The following is an 18141-nucleotide window of genomic DNA, read 5'->3' as shown; positions in this document are numbered from 1 at the left end:
ATGAGCGGTGTCCGGATTCCCGTGATCGACCTCGGGCCCTGGCGGTCCGGGGACCCGGCGGTGCGCGAGCGCCTCGCGGCGGAGGTCGACGAGGCGCTGAAGGCGGCGGGCTTCCTGCTCGTCACCGGCCACGGGATCGGCCCCTCGCTGCGGACGGCGGTCCGGGACGCCGCCCGCGCGTTCTTCCGGCTGCCCGCCGACGTCAAACGGCCGTACGCGGTCGCGGTCGGCGGCCGGGGCTGGCTCGGGCCCGGGGCGGAGGCCAACGCCTACGCCGAGGGCGCCGAGAGCCCGCCCGACCTCAAGGAGTCCTGGTCCTGCGCCGCCGAGGAGCCCACCGGGGACGCCGCCGTGGACGCCGAGTGGTTCCGGCCCAACGTCTGGCCCGCCGAAGTGCCCGGGATGGAGCCGCTGGTGACGGAGTACCTCGCCCGTGCGCGCGCCCTCGCCGACGAGCTGCTCGTCCTCCTCGCCACCGCCCTCGGCCTGCCCCCGGACCTCTTCACCCGTCATACGTCCCATCCCACCTGGGGGTTCAACCTCAACTGGTACCCCGGCACCGAGGTCGTGGGAGCCCCGCTGCCCGGCCAGTTCCGCATCGGGCCGCACACCGACTTCGGCACGGTCACCCTGCTCGACCGGCAGCGGGGCAAGGGCGGCCTCCAGATCCACACGGACGAGGGCGGCTGGCAGGACGCCCCCTACGATCCGGACGCCCTCACCGTGAACATCGGTGATCTGATGGCCCGCTGGACCGGCGACCGCTGGCGCTCCGGCCGGCACCGGGTGCTGCCGCCGCCGGCCGACGAGCCCACCGAGGAGCTGATTTCTCTGGTGTACTTCTACGAGTGCGACCCCGGCACGCGGGTCGTCCCGCTCCCGGCCCCGGTGGGACGCGTCGCGCACGAGCCGGTCGACTCCCACGCGTACCTGCGGGAGAAGCTCCGCGCCATCAGCGTCGGCTGACCGCCGCAGGGAACCGCCCGGGGGCGCTCAGCCGCCGGCCGCGCCCCTCGCGTGGCACTGCACGGCCCGCTGCCAGCGGAGGTGCAGGGCGTCCAGGCCGGGCAGCGCGCGGTCCGCCATGAAGCAGGCCGTGGACGTTCCCCGGTAGGTGAGCATGAGGACGCCCAGGGGGTTGCCCTCGGGCAGGCAGCCCACGGGTGTCACCGAGAGCACCGGGTCCCCGCCGAGCCGGAGGGCGTGCCGGACGACGAGCCCCGAGACGCCGACCGCCGCGTGGGCCGGGTCCGTGGCGTAGGCCCGTGTCATGCGGCGCAGTGCCCAGGAGGGGAGCCGGGGCCCGGCGGCGGCGCGGCGCAGGGCCTCGCGGTGCCGGCGTGACCGCAGCGGCGCGGTCTCCCTGATGGCGCTCTCCAGACGGGCCGTCAGGGGGACGTCGCCACCCGGGAGCGTGACCCGGACCATCGCCGTCCGGTTCCCCGGCGCGCTCGCCTCCTCCGGGCGGCGGATGTTGGCCGGCATGGTCAGGGCGAGCTCCGGTGAACGGTGCGCGGGCGGCCAGTGCTCCGCCGACCAGCCCTGCACGGTGTGGGCCACGGTGGCGAGGTACGCGTCGTTCGAGCTCCCCCCGCTCGTACGGGCGACCGTGCGCAGGGAGGCGGCCGGGACCCGGGCCCAGCGGAAGGTGCGGCGCGGGGACAGCGGGTGCCGGGCCGAGGCCCACACCTCCGTCCGGCGGGTCGCGCGCACCGTGGCCGCCAGGGCGCGGAGCCGGTCGCGCGGCGTCGGGGCCGGGGCGTCGCGCAGCCCGGGGAAGACCGCCGACGACCGGTCGTCCGGCACTCCGTGCGGGGTGAAGAGGGTCTCCAGCGTGTGCAGCATGCCGGCGCCGTCCTGCACGGTGTGGTGCACGAGGTAGAGCACGGCGTACGTCCCCGGGGCGTGGCCGTGGAGCAGCCAGATCCGCCACGGTGGTACGCCCTCGGGCAGCGGTTCGCGCAGGAGCCGCTGGACGGCGAGGTCCAGTCGCCCGGGGCCGGGCGGCAGCGGGTGGTCGACGACGTGGATGGCCGGATCGGGATACCGGGCCGGCTCCCAGTGGGTACCCGCGCCGGTCAGGAAATGGGTCAGCGCCGGAAGTCCGGCCAGGCGCCCGAGTATGTGGTCGCGCAGGTGTTCGCGGTGCGGCGGGGTGCCGAGCAGCTGGAGCAGGGCCCCTATGCGCAGCCTGGAGTCGGGGTGGTGCACGGGGAAGGCGTGCATGGCCCGGTCGGTGAGGGAGGGGGCGGCGAGCCGGGACGGGGGCGCGGACGGAACGGTCATCGGTGGTCCGGGGCGGGCGCCGGGCCGGTTTCGCGCGGCCGTTCGACCGCCTCGGGGACATGGTGCGCGCGGGGGAGTGACATGCCCGGACGGTAGTGCTCCGCGCACGCCGCAGACAGATCGTTTCCGGCCGGTACGGGCGATTCCGCGGTGCGGCGGACGTGCGGGACCGGCCCGGCGCCGGGCGCCCTTCGACGGCGGTCGTGCCGTACGGGCGCGCCGCCCGTACCCCCGCCGACGGTCAGTCGGCGCGGCCCTCGGCGTGACGGCACCGCCACTCGTCCGTGGCCACGCCCCCCAGCACCACCCGGACGACCTCCTCGGCCAGCGTCGCGGTGACCGGAAGGTGCCCGAACAGGACCCGGTAGTAGGTGGTGGAGGCCAGCATGTCGAGGAGCAGGTCGATATCGGCGTCGGGCCGGATGTCGCCCCGCTCGATGCCGCGCCGCAGCGCCTCGGCGGTCGAGGCCCGGCGGGTGTGGAAGAACTTCTCCAGGAACGCGCTCTCCAGGTCCGGGGTGTCGGCCAGATCGGCGATCAGCGCGGGCAGCACCCGCCGGCCCAGGGGATTGCCGAACGAGTGGCTGAGCGTGGCGATCCCGGCGATGAGGTCGCAGTGCGTGCAGCCGGTGTCGGGGGTCGGCGTGGTGCCCACGGTGGCGACGAGCGCGTCCACGACGAGGTGCTGCCGGGAGCGCCAGCGGCGGCGCAGGGCGGGCTTGCTGGTGCCGGCCCGCGCGGCCACCGCCTCCATCGTGAGGCTGCCGTAGCCCGACTCGCCCAGGAGTTCCATGACCGCGGCGGGCACCGCCGCGTCGATGCGCCCGTCCCGGGGCCTGCCGCTGCGCTGCGGGCCGGTTTCGCGAGGTCCGGCCAGGGCGCCGTTCGGGGTGTTCACCATGCGCCCAGTATAGGTAAGCTGAAATCTGTTCCGTTCCGGAACGGAACGAAAATCTTCCGAGGTGGGAACCCTGAGAGGGAACACCGAGGGAACCCCCGGGCCGAACGCCCGCAGAGCGCTGTCTTCAGGAGGTCGTCGTGGAGCAGGACGTCAATCAGGTCGCGGAGGCACGGCCCGCCGCGGGGGCGGCCGCCGACCCGCCCACGGGGACGGAGGGCGTCTTCTCCGGGGCCTACCGGGCCCTGACCGTCGGAGTGATCCTCTCCGTGGGCATGGTCGCCTTCGAATCGCTCGGGGTGGCCACCGTGCTGCCCGACATCGCCCGGCGCCTGGACGGCCTCGGCGCCTACGGCTGGGGCCTGTCCGCCCTGATGCTCGCCAACATCATCGGCACCGTGCTCGCCGGCCGCTCCGCCGACCGGCACGGCCCCGGCCGCGCCATGGCCGTCGGCGCGGCCGTCTTCGCGGTGGGCTGCGCCGTGGCCGGCGCGGCCGCCTCCTGGCCGCTCTTCCTGCTCGGCCGGGCCCTGCAGGGCCTCGGCGTCGGCGCGGTGATGAGCATGGCCTACACCGTCATCGGCCTCGCCTACCCCGAACGCCTGCGGGCGCGGATGTTCGCCCTGCTCTCCTCCGCCTGGACCGTTCCCTCGCTCATCGGCCCGGTCATCGCCGGCACCCTCGCCGAACACGCCGGCTGGCGCGGGGTGTTCCTGCTCATGCTGCCGCTGATCGCCGTCGCCGCCGCGCTCACCCTGCCCGTCCTGCGCCGCCTGGGACGCACCCGGGCGACGGCGCCCGCCGCGCCCGCCGGCCCCTGGTGGAAGAGCCCGCTCGCCGCCGGCGTCCTCCTCACCGCCGGCACCGCCCTGCTCCTCCAGGCGCTCCTGCTGAAGAACCTCGCGCTGCTGATCCCGCTCGCCGTCCTCGGCGTGGCCGTCGCCGTGCCGTCGCTGCGCCGGGTCACCCCGGCCGGCACCCTCGGCCTCCGCGCGGGCGTCGGCGCCGGCATCGGCATCAGGTTCCTGCTGTGCGCCGTGTACTTCGGCAGCGAGGCGTTCCTCCCGCTCGGCCTTCAGGAACTGCGCGACGTGAGCCCCGCCATGGCCGGCCTCGGCCTCTCCGCCGGCGCCATCACCTGGGTGCTCGGCTCCGCCTACCAGGCGAGGACCGACGGCCGCGGCCGCGGCTGCGGCCGGACCGGCAGCGTCACCCTCGGCTTCGCCGTCCTCCTCGCCGGAGTGGTGATCATGGCCCTGGCCGTCCTCGTCACCGCGATCCCCGCGCTGATCGCCGTGGCCGGCTGGGCGGTCGGCGGCATCGGCATGGGCATCGCCTTCAACGCCGCGACCACCGACACCCTGGAGCAGACCCCCGCCGGACAGCAGGGCCTCGTCAGCGGCTCCCTCCAGCTCGCCCAGACCCTCGCCACCGGCCTGATCGCCGGCCTCGGCGGCGCGGCCATCGCCATGGCGCACCACCACGGCTCGACGACCGAGGCCGCCCTCGTGTGCACCTTCGCCCTCACCGCCGCGCTGGCCCTCGCCGGCGTCCTCCTCTCACGGCGGCTGCGCCCGGCCCCGGCCTCGGCGCGATGACGGCCGGGAACACCGGGGCGGGCCCGGGGCGCGTACCGGAACAGGACGGGATACCCGCCGTGGACGACGTGCTGCTCCTCGGACTGAGCGCACCGGCCGAGGACGACCCCTTCGGCGCCCCGCTGCTCCGGGCCCTCTCCGTGCCCGGCCCCTCGGGCCTGCGGCTGGTCGTCAGCGCCACACCGCCCGTACTGGCGTGGGCCGGCGCCGCCGCCGGCGCCTCGCACCCCGTGGCCCGCGCGCTGCGGCGGATGGCCTCGCTCGCCGACGGGCTGGTGATCACCGCGCCCGAGTCGGACGCCGCGCTGCCCGGTTCGCTGCGCACCCTGCTCGACTGGCTGAGCTGGCCGGCCGACAGCTCACCGCTGGCCGGCAAACCGGTGGCCGTCATGACCACCACTCGTGACGTCCGCACGACCACCGCCCCGTACTGCGAGGTGGAACGCATGCTCTTCACCGCGGGCGCCAGGGTGGTGGGGCCGCGCACGGTGGTCGGACGGGCGGACCGGACACTCTGTGAGACGGCGGACGGGCGGGTGTCCATCGACGACCCGGCGGCTGCGGTGCGGTCGCTGTTCCACCTGCACCGGACGGCCGCGGAGGTGCGCCGCGACGCGGGGGCGCCTCCGGCGGGGGACCGGTCGTGGCCGCTCTGAACGGGGCGGGCGGGGGTGCCGGGCCGGCGAGCGGGGCGAAGGGCCGGTTCCCGGCATCGCGGGGCGGGCGCGGAACGGCTCCCCGTGGCTGAGGGAGAGTCGTCAACTCCGCCGGGAGAACCGGGCGATGGCCCTCTTTCGGGGGAACTCTCCGACCACCGGGAACCGGCCCGGGGGGCCCGTGCGTCGGGCGGACTCCCGGTGTCCCTGCGGGCCCGCCGGCCAAGGGCATATGCCGGGTCGGGGCAAGCCGCGCGACCCCGCCCCACCGGCTTCGCGCCGCTGCTACCGTCCCGCGACATGGAGCAGCTCTTCAGCCACGACGAACTCGCCCTCATCACGGCGGCAGCGGAGGAAGCGGGCATGGCTCCGCGCGACTGGGTCCGCGGCGCCGTCCTCCAATACCTCACGGAGGACCTCTACGAGGACGAACCGGTCACCGCCGGCGCCCCGTACCGGCCGGATCTGGAGCACGCCCGCTGGCCCATGACCGAACACTGCCGGTCGGGCCGCCCGCTGCTCGAGGTGCACCACGCGGGGTGCTGGGTGCCGAAGGGCGGCGAGAGGACGATGACGACGGCACAGGCGCGGCAGGCGCTGCTGGCGGGGGAAGCGGGGGCGTGCGACGCGTGCCTGCCGGAACGGTTCCTTACGCCGGCGTAGCGATGATCCGCGGGCTGCCTTTCGCCGGACGGGCTGAAAATCAGCCCGTCCGGCGATTGAGGACATTCGGGAAGGGGCGGGCAGGGGGAAAGCCCACCCGACCCCCTACCTCACGCCGCCACCTCCTCCCGCACCAGCAGCGACACCACGTACCCCGCCAGCCCCGACGCCGTCGGATAGTTCCACAGCACCGTCACCGGCAACCGCACCCCCATCCGCTTCTCCAGCCGCGCGCAGACCCGCATCGACATCACGGAGTCGAGCCCGAGGTCCGTGAGCGGCCGCTCCGGGTCGAGTTCGTCGACGGGCATCTTCATCTCGCGGGCCAGTCGTGCCAGGATCTCCGCGCCGACGCGGGCCGCCAGCACGTCCTCGGGCATGCTCCGCCACTCGGCCGGATCGTCGGCACGGTCCTCGCCCCCGGCGGCCGTCTCCGCCGGGGCCCCGGTCGCCGGTACGTCCTCGGCGGTCTCCGCCGACCCGTTCGCGCGCAGGGCCCCGAACCGGGTCCCCGGCAGCCACGCCAGCAGCCGCCCCGCCTCGTCGCTGATGGTGATGTCCACGGTGTCCGTGGCCCGGTCGACGAGGCGGATGTCGACGATGCCCGTCTCGGGGGCCTCGCCCACCACCCGCACCTCACGGATCTGCGCGGGCATCCGGACCATGGGCGGGCCGCCGTAGATGACCGGGACGATGCCGAGCGCGGCGTCCAGCAGCGGCGCCCAGGTCACCTGGTCGCCCGGCACGGCCGGGGCGTGCACCCGGGCGCGGATGACGCCGTCGGCGGTGAGCAACTCCTCGACCGTCCACGGCCAGGCGATGCCCTCCACGCCGATCGCGTCCAGCCGGCCGATCACGACCGACGGGTCCGCGGGCGTGAGGCCCCGGGGCGCCGGTACGGAGACCAGCTCGGCGGGGAACGGCGCGGCGTTCTCCGCCATCGTCGAGGAGGTGGTGTGCGTCAGCCAGTTGCCCGGGCCCCGGGCCGGGTCCGAGGCGGCCGCCGGCCGGGTGCTCAGCCGGAGCGTCAGGCCCTCCTGGACGACCTGGACCTCGCGCGGGCTCGCGAGCGCGATCGGGAACTTCAGGGACACGTCGAACAGCGCCTTGGAGCCGCCCTGTCCGGGCGCCGCCTCCAGGAACGTGTGGATGATCGAGGAGGCGGGGACGATCGACGCGCCGTGCAGGGCGTGGCCGCCGGGGAAGGGGCGGCTCGCGTCGTCGAGGTGGGTGTGCCACAGCCGCAGCCGCCCCTCCGAGGCGACGTCGACGGGCCGGCCGAGCAGGGTGTGCCCGGTGACGTCGTGCTGGTGGGCGAGGACGGCGCCGGCGGGCAGCACCGCGTCACGCCAGTAGCGGCGGTGCTGCCAGGCGAGGGGCGGCAGCTCGGCGGGGAACGGCGCGGCGGCGTGGTGCCGGGACCAGTCGATGTCGGCGCCGTGGCTGTGCAGCGCCCCCAGGCCGAGCAGCAGCGTGCGCAGTTCGGGCCGCTCGCGGCGCAGGGTGTGCCCGACGTGCGCGCCCGTGACGCCGAGGTGGTCCAGGGTCTCGGTGACGGAGTGGGTGACCACCGGGTGCGGGGAGACCTCCAGGAACCGCCGGTGCCCGTCCTCGACGGCGGCGGTCACCGCCTGGGCGAGGCGTACGGGGTTGCGCAGGTTGGCCGCCCAGTAGTCGGCGCCGTGCCCGGTCCGGGCCCGGGGGTCGTCCAGGGCCGTGCTGTACAGGGGTACTTCGGGGGTACGGGGCGTGAGGCCGGTCAGTGCCTCGCGCAGGGCCCCGGTGAGCGGGTCCATGTGCGGGCTGTGGAAGGCGATGTCGGAGTTGACGGAGCGTACGGGCACGCCTTCCGCGGCCCAGTCGCGGACGAGCGCGGCGACGGCGCCGGCGTCCCCGGACACCACGGAGGTGGCCGGTGAGGAGGCGATCGCCGCGCAGACCGCGCCGTCGTCCGCGAGCCGGGCGGCCGCCTCCTCGAAGGGCAGCCCGACCATGGCCATGGCGCCCTTGCCGGCCACCTGGCGCAGCAGCGTGGAGCGGCGGGCGCTGAGCCGGGCGCCGTCCTCCAGGCCGAGGGCCCCGGTGACCACGGCGGCGGCGATCTCGCCGACGGAGTGCCCGATGACGGCGGAGGGCCGGTGCCCGAGGGCGCGCCAGACCTCGGCGAGGCCCACCTGCACCGCGAAGATCATGGACTGGGCACGGTCCGTCGACGCGAAGTCCCCGGAGACGATGGCCTGCCGGGGCGAGATCCCCAGCTCGCTGCGGAAGACGGGCTCCAGGCGGTCGATGACGGCCCCGAACTCGGGCCGGGTGGCGAGGAGTTCGGACGCCATGCCGGCCCATTGGGAGCCGTGCCCGGAGAAGATCCATACGGTGCCGTGGTCCGCCCCGGGCCGTACGGCGCCCTCCGCCACGCCGGCCGCCTCCAGGTCCTCGGTCCCGTCCTCGGCGAGCGCGCGCAGGGCCGTCACCAGTTCGGCGCGGCCGCGGGCGACCACGGTGGCGCGGTAGTCGAGGTGGCTGCGGCGCAGGGCCAGGGTGTGGCCGACCGAGCAGAGCGGGGTGTCGGGGTGGCGCTCCAGCCAGTCGGCGAGCCGGCGCGCGTACCGGGTGACGCCCGGCCGGGAGCGGTAGGACAGCGGGAAGACCTCGGGCACGGCCGGGTGCGGTTCCTCGGGGCCGTGAGCTCTGGCGGTCTCCGTCGTGGGGGCCTCCTCCAGGACGACGTGGCCGATGGTCCCGCCGTAGCCGTATCCGGAGACGCCCGCGCGGCGCGGGGTGTCGCCCTTGGGCCAGACCTGGTGCTCGGTGACCAGCCGGAGGCCCCAGTCCTTCCAGGGGATGTCCGGGCTGGGCTCGCTGGTGAGGACCGTCGCGGCCATCTCCGCGTGCCGCAGCATCAGGGTGGCCTTGATGATGCCCGCGACGCCCGAGGCCGGTTCGGCGTGGCCGATGTTGGATTTCACGGAGCCTATCCAGCAGGGCTTGTCGGCGGGGCGGCCGGCGCCGAAGACGGCGTGCAGGCCGGACGCCTCGACGGGGTCGCCGAGCCGGGTGCCGGTGCCGTGCGCCTCGATGTAGCCGGCGGTCGCCGGGTCCAGGCCCGCGACCTGCCAGGCCAGCCGCAGCAGATCGCGCTGGGCGTCGGGGTTCGGGGCCATGATGCCGCTGGTGCGGCCGTCCTGGGCCACGGCGGTGCCCTTGATCACGGCGAGTACGCGGTCGCCGTCGCGGCGCGCGTCCGACAGCCGCTTGAGGACCAGCACGCCACAGCCCTCGGCCCGGCCGTACCCGTCGCCCTCGGCGTCGAAGGGCTTGCTGCGGCCGTCAGGGGAGAGGGCGCCCGCCGCCTCCAGGGTCAGGGTGTAGGCGGGGGAGAGGATGATGTTCACCCCGCCCGCCAGGGCGAGGGAGGTCTCGCCGGTGAGCAGGCTCTGGCAGGCCAGGTGCACGGCCACCAGCGAGGCGGAGCAGGCGGAGTCGAGGACGAAGCTCGGGCCGTGCAGGTCCAGGACGTGCGAGACGCGGTTGGCGATCCCGGTCAGCTGGGCGCCGATGCCGGTCCACGGCTCGATGCGGGGCAGGTCCTCCAGCAGCCGCCGGCCGTAGTCGTCCGAGCAGGTGCCGATGTAGACCCCGGCGTCGGAGCCGGCCACCGAGCGGGGGGCCATTCCGGCGTGCTCCAGCGCCTCCCAGGCGACCTCCAGGACCAGCCGCTGCTGGGGGTCCATCAGCTCGACCTCGCGCGGTGTGATGCCGAAGAACTCGGCGTCGAAGCCGTCGACGTCGCCGAGGAAATTCCCCGGCCGGTCGGCCAGTCGCAGGGCCTCGGAGAACTCCGGGCTGATCTTCGTGTACGGGCGCCACCGGTCCTCCGGCGTCGATTCGACCGACACCTTGCCACCGGACAGGAAGTCCCAGAACGCCTCGGGCGAGTCGATACCGCCCGGGAACCGGCACCCGATGCCGACGAGGGCCACTGATTCTTTATTCTGCATGCCTGTCAATTCCGTTCGTCTCGTAAGGGATTCGTACCTGACGGAAGACGCGGGACGGGGAGTGCACGACGGAGCGGGCGCCGGGGAGTGCGTACGCGATTGCGGCGCGTCGGTGAACCGTGGGGGTGGCGCCACAAGGCGTCCGGCAACTTCCGCCGGGAAAGTGTTCGTTGCGGGCGGAGCGGGTGATTGCCACGTTCACACACTGTTCGGCCGCGGTCCAAGCGGGTCCCGGGAAATTGTCAACTCGGGGACGGTCGCGGTGGCTGCCGGACCGCCCGGAGCGGGGCCCGCGGATGGCGTCCCGTCCCGGATCCCGTACCCCCACATCAGGCCAATCCGCAGGCCGGAGGCGCGGCCGGGCGACGGGTGCGGCGACGGCGCCCCGGCGCTCGGGGCCGGCTCCCGCGGGCGCCCGCACGGGTCCCGCGGCCACTCCGGCATATCACCGCTGTTTCCGGCCATTCCCCGTCCGGCGGGCCGGCGCCGATTTGGCGGTATGTTCGACGTGTTCCATGATGGGTGATCGTGCGTCAGTTGCGACGCCCAAGTGACACGAGCCCACTGCACTCGGCTCATTGAGTATTCAACAGGTCATGGCGAGTGCCGACCCCCTCGCCGGGCCGGAACACCCTCTTCCCGTATCTAGGCAAGGCATAATGCCCGTCCATCAGCTTTCGGACCTCATACGTTTCGCCCGAGAGAACTCGCCGTTCTACGCGAATCTCTACGCCACCCTGACACCCGATGTGGACTGTCTCACAGACCTTCCCGTGGTGGACCAGGAAGAATTCTGGGCGGCCAACACCCTGCACGACAACCGGGTGCTGACCGGACCGCTCACCGAGGCCGCCGTCTACAAGACGGGCGGCACCACCGGCGCCCCGAAGTTCTCCTGCTACACCCGCGAGGAATGGCGCGAGTTCGTCACCGCCTTCGGCGCCGGACTCGTCGACGCGGGCCTGAAGCCCGGCCACCGGGTCGCCGACCTGTTCTACGCGGGCGAGCTGTACGCCAGCTTCCTGTTCGTCCTGGACTCCCTGGCCCAGGCCCCCGTGGACAACGTCCGCCTGCCCATCGGCGGCGGCGCCCCGCTGGAGTCCACGGTCCCCACCCTGGAGGACTTCGCCGCCCAGGTCGTCGCCGGCACCCCGACCACCCTGTGCCGCCTCGCCGAGCACCTGGTCGCCCAGGACCGGCGGCTGCCCGCCGTGGAACTGCTGTTCTTCGGCGGCGAGGCGCTCTTCCCCGACCAGCGACGGCTGCTGGCCCGGGCCTTCCCCAACGCCGAAGCGCGCTCCCTGGGCTACGCCAGCGTCGACGCCGGACTGCTCGGCCGCCCGGTCCCCGGCCCCGACGCCCGGGTGCACCGCGCCTTCACCCCGCACTCGATCGTCGAGATCCTCGACGAGACGACCGGCGAGCCGATCACCGAGCCCGGCCGCCCCGGCCGGGTCGTGGTGACCATGCTGTTCCGCACCCTGATGCCGATCATCCGCTACCCCGCGGGCGATCGCGCCGAGTGGACCGGCACCGAGGCCGGCCACTTCCGCATCCTCGGCCGCGCCGAGGAAGGCGTCCGCGTCGGCCCCGTCTCGCTCTACTCGCAGGACGCGCAGGCCGCCGTGGAGGAGGCCGACACCGCGGGCCGCGTCATGGGCACCCAGCTCGTGGTCCGCCGCTGGGACGGCAAGGACGGACTCGTCCTCCGCCTCGCCGTCGCCCCCGGCGACGACGACCCCGCCGGCCTGGACGTCCTCGCCAAGGAGATCGTCGAGGGCCTTCACACGGCCCGGCCGCTCTACCCCGACAGTATGGCCGCCGGCTACGTACACCCGCTGGAGGTGGAGTGGGTGCGCCACCGCGACCTCGTCGTCAACCCCCGCTCCGGCAAGCTCGTCCGCGTGCTCGACGAGAGGCCGACGGCATGACCGCGCCCACCACGGACCGCACGCTGCCGCTGGTCCTGCGCAACCGCGCCTTCGGCACCGTATGGCTCGGCCAGGTCCTCACCCAGGCCGCCGTGCGCATGTTCCAGGTCGGCATCTCCTGGTGGCTGGTGGCCTACGCCGTCAGCGGCGGCAGCGGCCTCGCCTCCGGCCTCTTCATGGCCGTCAGCACCCTGCCCGCCGTGGCCCTGGCCCCCGTCGTGGCCCGCGCCGTCGCCCGCCTCGCCCACCGCTCGCTGCTGCGCGGCGCGGCCGGCTGCGCGGGCGCCGCCGCCACGGCCCTGGCGGTCTGGGCCTGCGCGAGCGACCTGCCGATCGCCGCCGCCTACGCCGCCACCCTCGCCCTGGCCACCTGCCAGGCGTTCTTCGACCCCTGCCTGACCACCTCGGTGCCCGAGCTCGTCGACGACGAGGACATCGAGGCCGCGACCGGCTTCGAGCTGTCCACCCAGTCGCTGGCGAGCCTCGGCGGAGCCCTCCTCGGCGCCCTGATCGTCGACCGCGCCGGAGTGGCCGGCCTCGCGGTCGGCTGCGCGGCCGCCTACGTCACGGCCGCCGCGCTGCTCGCGACCGTACGCTTCCGCGCCCCGGAGCAGGGCCCGGGCGACGGCGACGGCGCCGCCCCCGCGCCGCGGACACTGCGTCAGGTCCTGTCCGGACTGCCCTTCGTCCGGAAGATCCTGATCAGCTTCACCGCCGCCAACCTCTTCACCACCGCCGTCTTCGTCGTCATCCCGCTCTACACCAAGTCCGTGCTGGACGGCGGTGGCGGCACCGTCGCCCTGCTGGAGGCGTCCCTCGGCGCGGGCACCCTGATCGGCTCCTTCACCGGCGCCCGCGTGCCCGGCCGGCCCACCGTCGTCGGCGCCTTCGCCCTCGCCGCGATGGCCGTCGCGCTCGGCCTGCCCGGCCTCGTCGGCGAGCGGCCCGTCATCGCCGGCTGCCTGGCCGTCGCCGGCTGGTGCGTCGGCGTCATCGGCGTCCGCTTCGTGGCCCTCTTCCAGCGCCTGGTGCCCGCCGCCGACAAGCCCGCCTTCTTCGCCGTGATGCAGGCCGTGCTCGGCGCGACCTTCCCCGTCGCCTCCCTGCTGTTCGGCCTGCTGGGCGACCATCTGCCCGTACAGACCCTCTGCCTGATCCAGGCCGCCGGACTCGTCCCCGCCGCCCTCGCGCTCTTCCTCCTGCGCGAGAACGCGCCGGAGCCCGAGGCCGTGCCCGGGTCCGAGGCCGCGCCCGCCCTCGCCGCCGACACCGCGGGAGGCGCGCGATGACCGTCACCGTCGAGCGCGCCACCACCGCCGACATCGCCGACCTGCGCCAGCTCTACTACGCCGTCTACGGGCCGCACTACCCCACGGCGCTGGGCACCGACCCCGCCGAGATGTCCCGCCTCATCCAGGACCCGGACACCCTCTGGCTCGTCGCCCGCGGCGGCCCGGGGGACGCCCTGGCCGGCTCCGCCGCCATCCACAGCGAGCCCGGCAGCCGCCTCGGCCGCCTCGAAGGGCTCGCCGTCCACCCGGACCAGCGCGGCTCGGGCCTCGCCGGAGCGCTCACCGAGGCCCTGTGCGCCCGGATGTTCGCCACCGGCCGGCTCGACTCGGTCTACGCCACCGTACGCACCGTCAGCGCCGGCCCCCAGCGGGTCGTCTCCCGCCACGGCTTCCGGCCGCTCGGCATCCTGCCCAACGCCGTGGACCTCAACTGCCGTGAGAGCCTCGCACTCTACGCGCGTCACGCCGAGGGCGTCCTGGACCGCCGCGTCGCCGTGCCCGAGGTGCCCGCCTCCCTGGCCCCGCTGCTGCGCACCGTCGAGGACAGCCTGGGCATCAGCTACGCCGGGACCCGCACCACCGCTCCGCGGCCCGCGCCCCCCGGCCCCACGACGGCCCGGCTGGAGATGATCGAGGCACCGGCGTTCGTCCGCCGCCGCTTCCAGGAGCGCTTCCCCGACGCCGACCGCTGGTTCTACCCCCTGCACACCCCCAACATCCTGCTGACGCCCGACGACGGCGGCTTCGAGGTGTACGCCTACCTCAACCGCGTCGGCGGCTACTGCGCCCTGGTCACCGCCCACCCCGACCCGGCGGTCGCCGCCGGCTGGCTGGAGCCGGTCACCCGGACCCTCACCCGGGCCGGCGCGGGCTATGTCGAGGCGCTCGTCCCCCTCGACCACCACGGCGCCCTCTCCGCCTTCGCCGCCCAGGGATTCATCGCCGGCGCCCTCTACCCGGCCATGCGCCGCGACGGCGACGGCTTCCACGACTACGTCGTGATGTCCCGGACCACCGAACACATCGACTTCCACGGCGTGGTCGTCGACGCACCCCTCCAGCCCTTCCTCGATTCGTATGTGTCGGCCTGGGCGTCGACGTACCTGCCCTCACGTGAGGTTGCCTCATGACCCCCTCGAACCCCCATCTCGCCCCCGTCGACGTCCCCGACGCGACGGCGCTCGCCCGGGTGCAGCAGCTGTGCGACCTGACCGAGCCCTACGCCTCCGGCCCCGCCGAGGAGGAGCTGTTCGCCGCCGCCATGGCGGAGACCAACGCCTGGCACCGCGACCGGTCCCCCTTCTTCCGCGGCCTTTACGACGGCGACCGGCCCGAGACCCCGTACGGCGCCCCCCTGATCCACGCGAACTTCTTCAAGCGCCACGAAGTGCTGTCCATCCCCATGGATGACGTCGACCTGCACCTGACGTCCTCCGGCACCACCGGGCAGAAGTCGCAGATGTTCTTCGACACGTGGACGATCCGCTCCGCGCAGCGCATGGTCGCCCGGATCTTCGACCACAACGGCTGGATCACCCCCGACCAGGAGGTCAACTACCTCCTGTACAGCTACGAGCCCGCCCGCGACCTCAAGCTGGGCACCTCGTTCACCGACAACTACCTGTGCGACTTCGCCCCCGCGCGGCAGGTCGAGTACGCCCTCCGCAACACCGGCAACGGCCATGAGTTCGACCCCTTCGGCTCCATCGCCGCGCTGCGCCGCTTCGCCGAGGACGACGTGCCCGTCCGCATCCTCGGCTTCCCCGCCTTCCTCTGGTTCACCCTGGAGCGGATGAGCGCTATGGGCCTGCCGCCCCTGCGGCTGCCCGAGGGCTCCCTGATCATCCTCGGCGGCGGCTGGAAGGGCCACACCGACCGGCAGATCGGCAAGCACGAGCTGTACGAGCGCGTCACCGAGCAGCTGGGCGTCCCCTCCGAGCGGATCCGCGACACCTTCGGCTCCGTCGAGCACTGCATCCCCTACATCGAGTGCGCGCACCACAACCTCCACGCGCCCGTCTGGTCCCGTGTGTTCATCCGCAGCACACGGACCCTCGAACCCCTCCCGTACGGCGAGAAGGGCTATCTGCACCTGGTGTCGCCGTACATCACCTCCGTACCGGCCCAGAGCGTCGTCATGGGCGACCTCGCCTCCCTCCACCCGGGCGAGGAGTGCGGCTGTGAGCTGACCACCCCGTGGTTCACCGTCCACGGCCGCGCCGGGGTCAGCCGCAACCGCAGCTGTGCCGTGGCCGCCGCCGAACTGATGAAGGGAATGTCATGACCGGGACCGACCGCTCGACGCACCACCACTACTGGCAGGGCGCCTTCATCGGTGACGACGAGGCCGACCGCCGCCTCGCCACGCTGCCCGCCGCCGTCGAGGCCGCGCTCGCCGCACCGCTGGACACCGAGACCGTCCTGGCCGCCTGCGACGCCCTCGCCACCGCCCTGCGCGACACCGACGGCGCCGTCCGGGCGCGGCTCGCCCCGCACCTGCCCGCCGACGAGGAAGGCGACGTCCTCGCCGAGCTCGCCGCCTTCCTGGAGCGCGGCGCGCTCACCCGCAAGCTCCGCCGCGAGCTGGGCGGCACCGCACCCGAGCGGCTGACCCGGCCCGACGCCAAGGAGACCGTCTACGAGGCGTGGGCGCCCGTCGGCCTCGTCGCCCACATAGCCCCCGGCAACGCCGCCACCGTCGCCCCCCTCAGCCTGATCGAGGGCCTGCTCGCCGGCAACGTCAACATCCTCAAGACCAGCAGCGCGGACACCCTCCTCGCCCAGCACCTGCTCGCCGAGCTCGCCGCCCTCGACCCCACCGGGGCCGTCGCCGAGCGAGTGATCGTGCTGCGCTTCCCCTCCTCCCGGCAGGACTGGCTGCGGCGGATGTGCGCCCCGGCCGACGCCGTCGCGGTGTGGGGCGGCGAGGCCGCCGTCGAGGGCGTCGCCGCCCACGTCCCGGCCGGCTGCCGCCTGGTGGAGTGGGGCCACAAGATCTCCTTCGCCTACCTCACCCGCGACGCCTGGGCGGACGAGGCGACCCTGACCGCCCTGGCCCAGGACGTCTGCCTCTTCGAACAGCAGGCGTGCTCCAGCCCCCAGGTCGTCTACCTCGACACCGAGGACACCGAGGAGCTCCACGCCTTCGCCGACCGCCTGGCGCGGGCGCTCGCCGCGTGCCCGCCGCCGGCCGACGAGGAGCTCGACCCGGCCGAGTACGCCGAGCTCACCACCACCGAGCACCTCGCCCGCCTGGAGGAGCACCTCGGCCTCACCAAGGTGCTCGCCGCCCCCGACGGCACCTGGCGCGTCATGGCCGACGTCCGCCCGGCGCTCACGGCCTCTCCCCTGCACCGCAGCGTCTGGGTCAAGCCGCTGCCCCGTAAGAACCTCATCGCCACCCTGCGTCCCATGCGCCGCTACCTCCAGACCGCGGGCCTCGCGGGCGGCCGCGCGGACGTCGCCGAGCTCGCCACCACGGTGCTGGCCGCCGGCGCCACCCGCGTCACCCCCGTGGGCGCCATGACCGCCGGCTACTCCGGCGAACCGCACGACGGCGTCTACGCCCTCCAGCGCTACAGCCGCCGCGTCGCCGTCCAGGCCGACGAGCGCTTCGCCACCACCGCCTGCCTCGACGACCTGGCCCGCCCGGCCGCCTTCCCGCGCCCCTCCGGGCCCCTGCTGGACAAGGCCGCCGTCCAGGAGCTCAACGACGGCGTCGACCGGCGCGACGCCGAGCTGTACTTCCGCAGCGGCGGCAGCACCGGCACCCCCGCCCTGTCGCTCTTCAGCTACGACGACTACGACACCCAGATGCGCGCCGCCGCCCGCGGCCTGCTCGCCGCCGGCTACGACCCGGCCCGCGACCGCACCGCCAACCTCTTCTACTGCGGCGGCATGTACGGCGGGTTCATCAGCTTCTTCTCCATCCTGGAGCGGCTGGGCGGCACCCAGATGCCGATGGCCGCCGGCCCCGACCACCGGGCCACCGCGGAGATGCTCGTCGCCTACGAGGTCGACACGCTCTTCGGCATGCCGTCCTACCTGTGGCAGCTGCTGCACGAGCAGGCGGACCTGCTCCGCGCCTACGGCGGCATCCGCAAGATCTTCTACGGCGGCGAGCACTTCACGGAGGAACAGCGCCGCACCCTCACCGAGAAGTTCGGCGTCGAGGTCGTCCACTCCATCACCTACGGCAGCACCGACCTCGGACCGCTCGGCTACCAGTGCACCGAGAGCGGCGGCAGCGTCCACCACCTGCACGCCGACCTGCACACCCTGGAGATCCTCGACGTCGACGCCGACCGGCCCGTGGCGCCGGGGGAGACCGGCAGGCTGGTGTTCACCACGCACGCCCGGCGCGGCCAGAACCTCGGCCGCTACGTCATCGGCGACCTCGGCCGCGAACTGCCCGGCCGCTGCCCCTGCGGCAGCCACGCCCCGCGCTTCGAACTGCTGGGCAGGCTCGGCGACGTGATGCGGGTGGCGACGTACTTCCTCAACCACCGCCGGTTCACGGCCATCGCGCAGGAACGCCTGGGCTACAGCGGCGAGCTCCAGATCCTGCTCACCGGCAGCGGCCACCGCGAAGCCCTCACCGTCCGCGTCGAGCGCACGCTCGCCGTGGGCACGGAGGAGGCGCGGGACGCCTTCCTGGCGGAGTACCCGGAGCTGCGGTCGGCGGTGGAGGAGCGGCTGCTCGACCTCACCGTGGAGACGGTGGACGGCGCCGACCTGGAGCGCACGGCGACGAGCGGGAAGCTGCGGTCGGTGGTGGACGGCCGGGGGTAGGCGGGGCCGCCGGGGCGCGCGGCCG

The 18141-nt window shown here is 74.4% G+C and carries 12 protein-coding genes; 9 read left to right on the top strand and 3 right to left on the bottom strand.

Annotation, left to right across the window (positions count from 1 at the left end; genetic code table 11):
- Positions 1 to 966, top strand: coding sequence for an isopenicillin N synthase family dioxygenase (locus AF335_RS20400; RefSeq protein WP_102919867.1), 966 nt, complete (start codon positions 1 to 3; stop codon positions 964 to 966).
- Between the two features lie 27 nt (positions 967 to 993).
- Here the strand turns inward: AF335_RS20400 and AF335_RS20395 are convergent, their stop codons facing one another.
- Together AF335_RS20395 and AF335_RS20390 are read right to left on the bottom strand one after the other, a co-directional pair.
- Positions 994 to 2286 carry a wax ester/triacylglycerol synthase domain-containing protein gene (locus tag AF335_RS20395; protein ID WP_102919866.1) on the bottom strand — a complete coding sequence of 431 codons (1293 nt, stop codon included), beginning with the start codon at positions 2284 to 2286 and terminating at the stop codon, positions 994 to 996.
- A gap of 241 nt (positions 2287 to 2527) precedes the next feature.
- Positions 2528 to 3187: a TetR/AcrR family transcriptional regulator gene (locus AF335_RS20390; protein WP_102919865.1), complete on the bottom strand. Its 660-nt coding sequence runs from the start codon at positions 3185 to 3187 to the stop codon at positions 2528 to 2530.
- 137 nt (positions 3188 to 3324) lie between these two features.
- Here AF335_RS20390 and AF335_RS20385 point away from each other — a divergent pair, with 137 nt between their 5' ends.
- The 3 genes from AF335_RS20385 to AF335_RS20375 all read left to right on the top strand — a co-directional run bounded on the left by AF335_RS20385 (position 3325) and on the right by AF335_RS20375 (position 6101).
- The gene (locus tag AF335_RS20385; RefSeq protein WP_244927105.1) at positions 3325 to 4782 is read left to right on the top strand and encodes an MFS transporter; all 1458 of its coding nucleotides are present in this window, start codon (positions 3325 to 3327) and stop codon (positions 4780 to 4782) included.
- Positions 4779 to 5438: an NAD(P)H-dependent oxidoreductase gene (locus AF335_RS20380; RefSeq protein ID WP_102919864.1), complete on the top strand. Its 660-nt coding sequence runs from the start codon at positions 4779 to 4781 to the stop codon at positions 5436 to 5438. The genes AF335_RS20385 and AF335_RS20380 overlap by 4 nt, the downstream gene beginning before the upstream one ends.
- 300 nt (positions 5439 to 5738) lie before the next feature.
- A complete protein-coding gene (locus AF335_RS20375; protein WP_102919863.1) occupies positions 5739 to 6101 on the top strand; it encodes a DUF6233 domain-containing protein in 363 nt (120 codons plus the stop codon).
- Between the two features lie 110 nt (positions 6102 to 6211).
- On the opposite strand, the gene AF335_RS20370 is transcribed toward AF335_RS20375, so the two are convergent.
- Positions 6212 to 10102 carry a type I polyketide synthase gene (locus tag AF335_RS20370; RefSeq protein WP_102919862.1) on the bottom strand — a complete coding sequence of 1297 codons (3891 nt, stop codon included), beginning with the start codon at positions 10100 to 10102 and terminating at the stop codon, positions 6212 to 6214.
- A gap of 659 nt (positions 10103 to 10761) precedes the next feature.
- Between AF335_RS20370 and AF335_RS20365 the strand changes: the two genes are divergently transcribed.
- From AF335_RS20365 to AF335_RS20345, 5 genes are read left to right on the top strand one after another with little or no spacing between them, the layout of a single operon-like run.
- Positions 10762 to 12033: a phenylacetate--CoA ligase family protein gene (locus tag AF335_RS20365; protein WP_102919861.1), complete on the top strand. Its 1272-nt coding sequence runs from the start codon at positions 10762 to 10764 to the stop codon at positions 12031 to 12033.
- Positions 12030 to 13322, top strand: coding sequence for an MFS transporter (locus AF335_RS20360; protein WP_102919860.1), 1293 nt, complete (start codon positions 12030 to 12032; stop codon positions 13320 to 13322). Before AF335_RS20365 ends, AF335_RS20360 begins: the two co-directional genes overlap by 4 nt.
- Complete coding sequence (locus tag AF335_RS20355) at positions 13319 to 14455, top strand: GNAT family N-acetyltransferase (RefSeq protein WP_102919859.1); 1137 nt, start codon at positions 13319 to 13321, stop codon at positions 14453 to 14455. Before AF335_RS20360 ends, AF335_RS20355 begins: the two co-directional genes overlap by 4 nt.
- A complete protein-coding gene (locus tag AF335_RS20350; RefSeq protein ID WP_102919858.1) occupies positions 14452 to 15609 on the top strand; it encodes a LuxE/PaaK family acyltransferase in 1158 nt (385 codons plus the stop codon). The genes AF335_RS20355 and AF335_RS20350 overlap by 4 nt, the downstream gene beginning before the upstream one ends.
- The gene (locus AF335_RS20345; protein ID WP_102919857.1) at positions 15606 to 18116 is read left to right on the top strand and encodes an aldehyde dehydrogenase family protein; all 2511 of its coding nucleotides are present in this window, start codon (positions 15606 to 15608) and stop codon (positions 18114 to 18116) included. The genes AF335_RS20350 and AF335_RS20345 overlap by 4 nt, the downstream gene beginning before the upstream one ends.
- The last annotated feature ends 25 nt before the right edge of the window (positions 18117 to 18141 follow it).

Origin of the sequence: Streptomyces eurocidicus (assembly GCF_002891295.1) — a bacterium.
Lineage (GTDB): Bacteria > Actinomycetota > Actinomycetes > Streptomycetales > Streptomycetaceae > Streptomyces > Streptomyces eurocidicus.
This window is presented reverse-complemented; position numbering and strand designations above follow the sequence as displayed.

Excerpts from the sequence above, each read along its gene's own strand:
- AF335_RS20400 (WP_102919867.1), top strand. The coding sequence starts at position 1 with ATGAGCGGTGTCCGGATTCCCGTGATCGACCTCGGGCCCTGGCGGTCC.
- AF335_RS20395 (WP_102919866.1), bottom strand. The coding sequence starts at position 2,286 with ATGACCGTTCCGTCCGCGCCCCCGTCCCGGCTCGCCGCCCCCTCCCTC.
- AF335_RS20390 (WP_102919865.1), bottom strand. The coding sequence starts at position 3,187 with ATGGTGAACACCCCGAACGGCGCCCTGGCCGGACCTCGCGAAACCGGC.
- AF335_RS20380 (WP_102919864.1), top strand. The coding sequence starts at position 4,779 with ATGACGGCCGGGAACACCGGGGCGGGCCCGGGGCGCGTACCGGAACAG.
- AF335_RS20375 (WP_102919863.1), top strand. The coding sequence starts at position 5,739 with ATGGAGCAGCTCTTCAGCCACGACGAACTCGCCCTCATCACGGCGGCA.
- AF335_RS20370 (WP_102919862.1), bottom strand. The coding sequence starts at position 10,102 with ATGCAGAATAAAGAATCAGTGGCCCTCGTCGGCATCGGGTGCCGGTTC.
- AF335_RS20365 (WP_102919861.1), top strand. The coding sequence starts at position 10,762 with ATGCCCGTCCATCAGCTTTCGGACCTCATACGTTTCGCCCGAGAGAAC.
- AF335_RS20360 (WP_102919860.1), top strand. The coding sequence starts at position 12,030 with ATGACCGCGCCCACCACGGACCGCACGCTGCCGCTGGTCCTGCGCAAC.
- AF335_RS20355 (WP_102919859.1), top strand. The coding sequence starts at position 13,319 with ATGACCGTCACCGTCGAGCGCGCCACCACCGCCGACATCGCCGACCTG.
- AF335_RS20350 (WP_102919858.1), top strand. The coding sequence starts at position 14,452 with ATGACCCCCTCGAACCCCCATCTCGCCCCCGTCGACGTCCCCGACGCG.
- AF335_RS20345 (WP_102919857.1), top strand. The coding sequence starts at position 15,606 with ATGACCGGGACCGACCGCTCGACGCACCACCACTACTGGCAGGGCGCC.